The organism is Anaerovibrio sp. (assembly GCF_024697385.1).
Taxonomy (GTDB): Bacteria; Bacillota; Negativicutes; order Selenomonadales; family Selenomonadaceae; genus Anaerovibrio.
Map to the genome: position 1 here is coordinate 1 of NZ_JAILFV010000114.1, position 5,951 is coordinate 5,951.

The 5,951-nt window shown below is 44.8% G+C and carries 4 protein-coding genes; 1 reads left to right on the forward strand and 3 read right to left on the reverse strand.

Annotated features, from left to right (window positions below; translation table 11 throughout):
• Positions 1 to 87: 87 nt before the first annotated feature.
• Positions 88 to 213: a hypothetical protein gene (locus K6C05_RS06100; protein ID WP_296732532.1), complete on the forward strand. Its 126-nt coding sequence runs from the start codon at positions 88 to 90 to the stop codon at positions 211 to 213.
• A gap of 86 nt (positions 214 to 299) precedes the next feature.
• Here the strand turns inward: K6C05_RS06100 and K6C05_RS06105 are convergent, their stop codons facing one another.
• Genes K6C05_RS06105 through K6C05_RS06115 form a run of 3 tightly spaced genes read right to left on the reverse strand, consistent with a single transcriptional unit; the run spans position 300 to position 5,862 of the window.
• On the reverse strand, positions 300 to 3,671 hold the full coding sequence (locus tag K6C05_RS06105; RefSeq protein ID WP_296732535.1) for an ATP-binding protein: 3,372 nt from the start codon (positions 3,669 to 3,671) through the stop codon (positions 300 to 302).
• An 11-nt stretch (positions 3,672 to 3,682) separates the two neighbouring features.
• Complete coding sequence (locus K6C05_RS06110; protein WP_296732537.1) at positions 3,683 to 4,279, reverse strand: DUF4194 domain-containing protein; 597 nt, start codon at positions 4,277 to 4,279, stop codon at positions 3,683 to 3,685.
• Entirely contained in the window at positions 4,279 to 5,862 is a 1,584-nt protein-coding gene (locus K6C05_RS06115; protein WP_296732539.1) for a DUF3375 domain-containing protein, read from the reverse strand. The genes K6C05_RS06110 and K6C05_RS06115 overlap by 1 nt, the downstream gene beginning before the upstream one ends.
• Positions 5,863 to 5,951: the final 89 nt, after the last annotated feature.

Here is a 5,951-nt window from a genome sequence, read left to right on the forward strand (position 1 = left end):
GCTTTAAGATGTCCCCTTCCTCTTTAGGTGGGGGAAAACAAACTACAACAGCTGGCGAGCATATCTCCCAGCTCGTTGAAACGCTAATTGGAAGATTTTTCTTCTAAAGAAGAAAAATTTGAACAATGGCGTTATAACAAGGGTAATAGGTATCTAGCTTGCATCTTCATGCTCTGGCAGAAATTTCCCATGACCTTCCTGCTTTCGAACTAACTCTATATGCAAATATTATTGCAAGCCAACATCATATACACCCAAAAGGAGGCATTGCCTGTCACCCTGCAATGCCTCTAAAAATGCTATTCCCTGAATTTCTGACGCTCTTTTTCAAGCTGTTTGATGGTCAAATTGCGCAGATAGGACCTGTGCTTCTGGTCATCCTGATACACAAAGCCCACATGGGATACATAAGGCTCTATTGTACCGATTTTCAATAAAGGTGTTACAACCAAAAGCTGTAAATCCAACTTCCGGAAAAGCTCCAGCCCAAATCGTGCAGACTCATCAGAGCTTTTCAGAAAGGCTTCATCTATCACCACAAATCTGAAGGTATTTATGGCCTTATGTTTTGCTTCCAGGCCAAAATTATATACCAGGCTGGCTGCCAGGATGGTATATGCCAGCTTTTCCTTTTGTCCTCCTGACTTGCCGCCGGAATCAGTATAGTGCTCATATTCCTCATCAGTATCGCGCCAACGCTCAGATGCGGCAAAGCTGAACCAGTTTCGTACATCAGTGACACGACCGGTCCATCTTTTGTCTATTTCCGCACATTCAGGACGACCTCTGAACCTCTGAATAATCCCTTCAATCTGCCTGAATTGTTCCTCGGAATATACACCCTCACCGGCTTCGTCAGAAAAACCACTGATACAATGTTTCAGTTGCCGTCTGAAGTCCTTGATATCATTATCAGCCACATTATCACATTCAATTTGAATATAACGGCCTTCACTGTAATCAATGGTTGCCAGGGATTTGTTGATCATTTCGATTCTTTCCCTGATTTCATCACATTCAGTATTTAATTTTTCCTGGAACAACGCCATTCTGTTTATGGTATTTTCCCTGAGCAGAATGCGGAATTTTTCCTCAAATCTCGGCAAGGAATCCATCTGCAGCCTGGAAAGCAGCTGCCGATAATCATTCAGTGAGTCAGACGAAGCAATAAGCTCATCCCCCAGCTCCGGGAAAGAAGCCTTAAACCGCTGCATCATGACCACAAGCTGCTGCCCCTTTTCTTCCTTGGCGCGAACAAGTATCTCCCGCTCATGACGGATATTTTCCCTGAGGATTTCCCTGGATTTTACCTGATTATCCAGGGTTATTGGTGTGTCCCCAAATACCTGGGCCGCTCTTTCTGAAATTCTCGGCAACACAGCTGCCTTTATCTCTTCCGGAATATCAGCCAACTGATCTTCATCAGCCTTAATTCCCTGGGAATGAACCTTGATATTGTAATTGATATTGTTGAGGGCTACCACTATTCTCTGCAGGCGCAAATCCAGGTCCTTGCGAAGGGTTTTTAGCTCACCAAGCTCCTTTTCCAGCTTTGTATATAGGATATTTTCTTCCTGGAGCTCCTTTAATTTCCTTTTATATTCCTCCAGGCTGTTTTCCATGGAAATACTGTCAATGAGGGAAAAATCCTGATAATGCAGCAGGCTGTTCACAGCCAGCTGTTTTTTGCGGGACTGACTTATCTGACGCTTCAGCCGACCATCCATTTTATTTGCTTCCCGGACCGCTTCCTCAAGATTTTCGACCTCCAGCTCCAGGGCCTGTATTTTTTTGAGATTGGAAAAGCCAAGAACATAGCGGCGCCGGTCATCCAGCCCAAAGCGGTCATCCTTTTCATGGCGTTTGCCCTGGGTCTTGATCTGACCCTTCCTGGTTATGGCATATTTTTCCTGCTGAAATTCCCGCTGATTCTCGCAACAGACATGACTGAATCTTTGCGCCAGTTCACGCATCACCCAATTAGTAAAGGGAGAATCCTGGCGGATTTCCAGCTTGGTGCATGCAGCAGCTTCCGGCAAATCAGAAAAATTGGTCGGCTCTACATATTCCTCGCAGCAGTAATAAACTATACGCCTTTTTACACTGTGCTGTTCCATCCACTGAATTATTTCACCATAATGGAATTTGGGCACCAGCAGTGACATTCCAAAGCCGTGAAGCAATCGTTCAATAGCACCTTCCCATTCTTCCTCACCTTCCATTACCTGCATGAGTTCACCTGCGAAGGGCAGTTCTCCCTCTGCCAGATCAAGGTCCTGACAAATCTGTTTTCTGAGCTCAATATATTCCGCAGATATACTGGATTTTCTGGACCTCAGGGATTCCAGCTCCCTTTGCAGCATACTGATGGAATTTTGCAATGCCTTCAATTCACTGTCATTTTCACTTCTGGCTTCAGCCAATTCAGCCTCATGATTTTTTTCAAATTCATTGAGTTCAGATAGACTTGTGTTATTTTTATCAAAAGCTGCCTGATTATCCGGAACAGCAAGCTGCAGCTCATTGGCCGCCTCAGCATATTGCTGTCTTTGTTTGTTGCGTGCATCCAGCTCCTTACCGGCATTGGCGATTTTTTCCTCAATGACAGATACCTTATCTCCACCATTTTGATACAACTGCCTTTGAACATTTTCAATGCTTTCTTCGTTTTGCTGTTTATCGTCCATAACAGCCCTGTGTTCCGCCTTAACCTCCGCCAGATTTGCCTTAAGGTCCAGCAATGTTTTTTCACGGAGAGCCTTGTCTTTTGATGCGAACCATACATTAAGCGCTGTTTCCATTTCCTCCAGCACCACCTGACGACCATGGAGGTCAAAATAGCTCTCCCCGGTTTCTGTCAAAGGCACCAGCTGTTCTTCCTGCTTCCTGGCCCGTACCACTGCACTGTGGGCGGTATCCAAATCGTGGAAATGTTCCAGCAGTCGCTGCACATCATTTTGGGTGCCCGGCTGCTCCAACATGTTCTGACGCACAAAGCTGGTCAGGGCATCCACCTTTTTCATGGATATTGTCTGCTGAAAAAGGTCCATGGCATGATGATTGCCAATACCAAATCGACGACGGAATTCCTCTGAATATCTTGGATAATCATCGTATATATGTATATATGTATCATTGCTCAGGCGTTTTCTGAGGAAACGGATATCATTGCCAAAGTTGCTGAAATGATTTTCTATGGACAATGTTTTTTCGCCCAATACATAAAAACGCTGGGGGCTGCCGGTTTCATCCTTATACCAAAACACCTGGGCCAAGGTTACTCTGGCACCAATATTTTCATCCCCAAAAACTGCCAGTACGACACTGTACTGATTTCGATCACGCAAAGCCTCAGGCTGGCCAATACCATCCTCAGAACGCTTTTGGGCATAATATCCCCTTATATAGGAATTCAGGCTTCTTTCCCTGGCACTGGCATCTGCCGCCTTGTTGTAAGTCACCTTTTTGGGAGGCACCAATAAAGTAATCAATGCGTCCACCAGTGTGGATTTTCCGGAACCAACATCACCTGTCAAAAGGGAAGTTTCCCCGTCCAGCTCCATGGACCATATTTCTCCGTCAAAGGTCCCCCAGTTATATACCTCCAGCCTGATGAGCCTAAAGCCCATCTTTATATCTGCCGGGTCATGTTCAAAATCAAATAAATCCATCTTTATATCCTTTACAATGATAATGGCATTACATCTTTGTCTTCATCATCAACAGGACTGCAATCAATATAGTCCTGAAGCCTGTCATTAAATTTTTGCAGCCAGTCTGCCGTCACAAAGTTTCTTATCAGCTCCCTGACCTCAAAGGTATCGGTCTGGCCATAAATCTCCGACAGAAAACCCATTTCCACAGCCCTCTTTACATTTCTGCTTACTTCGTTGTCAAACTTTGTTTCATTGGTTACCGCAGGATAAAAGGCCTTCAGACGCAGCTTTATATCCTCCAGAGATAAGACCAGCACACTGTCGCCATTGGCTGCATCAAAATCCCCCAGAGCCTTGCGAAGCTGTACCAGAAGGATACTCAGGCCATAGCTCAGCTGATGCCTTGGAACCAGCCGTGGCAGCTCTGTATTGTCATCCTGGCGTACATAAGCATAACCTGCAGCAGTGTCCACATATAAAATTAGGCCTATCTGCCTCATATATTCTTCAATACGGGGACGATTTTCCATTATTGTATTCCAAATACCCAGCTGCTCCTTCTTGTCCACGACACCCCTCAGCACAGTGATAAGTGCCCTTGAATATTCAATATCATCAACCATCACTTATCATCCCCTTTTTTATAAAATACTATCCTGTCCATATCTACCTGAACATCATTTGTTTCAATGTTCTCTATCTCCAGCTTCTGCCGTTCCCCATCAACAAAGCTGCGGCTGTCAGAGCTGGCTATGACCAGATATCCCAAAAGCTCTGTAAGTCCATTTTTTAACGGATATTTATCCAACACCTCATTCAGGGTGACCATATCCCTGTCCTTAAGAAGCTCATTTACGTTATTTTCCAAAATCCTTCTGTCCACATATACCTGCTTAAACAGTGCTTCCACAGAACCATCATGTGTCCCCTTATGAACCGCACTGCTATGAATAACAGGTTTTCTCGGGGGAACATAAATATGCCTGTCCATAACAAAATCGAATGCCGGGGCAGTCTGGTCCATGCGGCAAAAATCGTTATCACGGGGTATTCTGTCCTTGATATTCAAGGCTTTATCCTCTATACCCTTAATAAGCTCATATATATATTTTTCCTGCTCCAGGCCACCCTCATCCACATATCTGGAGAGCTGCCTGGACAGATTGCTTATGGTATCCATTACCTGTCTGGCCGCTTCAGACCACTGGCGACGAATATGCCGCATATCGTATTGCTGCTCAATTTCATCAATTCCATCAAGGGCAAGGACCTGTTCCAATATTTTATCCAGCTTACCGTCTGATGAGGACTTCATGAGATACTCCCAAAAAGCCATAAAGCTGCGGCCCTGTTCAGAATTCTGAATGTAGTCCCTGTCCCGGAAAAATTGATCTAAAAGCTCCCCCTTACCCTTTTTCCAGGTAACAATCTGTTCCATGAGATGGCTCTCCAGGCGGCGGAAATTTTCCTCCACCTCACGAAAATCAGCCAATATACTTCTGGCAGTCTCCGCTGCATGGATATATCTGTCCTTTACCTGGATATCATCAATCGTGGCAGGAACGCCACCATTTTCCAGATACTCTATCTCATGGTCTATATCAGCCCTTTGCCCCTTCAGGTATTCAATCCTGTCCTTAGGATCCCGGTTCGTCTCCTCGGCAATTTCCCTTATCAGATTGAACACAAGGCGTACCCTGGACTCTGTACCAATAAAGCTTTTTCGGTGCAAGCCTGCCAGCCATTGAAGACCACGCTGTGCTGCTGCAGTGAGATCATAATAGGGAGTATTCCTCCCCAGGTAAAATTTTCTCAGCCAGGAATGCTGGGCATCTGTCCAGGAAGCCAGATAATCCTTGGCAGGTCTGATAATATCCTCTGCTTCAGCATTATCGTGCAGGTGATAGATATAATTATTCAAATCCTCCAGCAGCCTGTCCTCAGGTATTGCCCGCTGATTCTGAACCATAAATTCCTGATAAAGAAAGGAAGCCACAAAGCTACATTGCTCTGAGGCCAAAAGCCGCCATGCGGGGTGTTCATTCCTGAGCTTTACCAGACAGCTGTACTGCATATTTTCCGGTAACTTATTATTCATTGCAAAAATTCCTAAATTCTTTTTAACCAAATAAAATAAGACTGCTTCATGGGATGCCTTATAACGCCATTGTTCAAATTTTTCTTCTTTAGAAGAAAAATCTTCCAATTAGCGTTTCAACGAGCTGGGAGATATGCTCGCCAGCTGTTGTAGTTTGTTTTCCCCCACCTAAAGAGGAAGGGGACATCTTAAAGCTC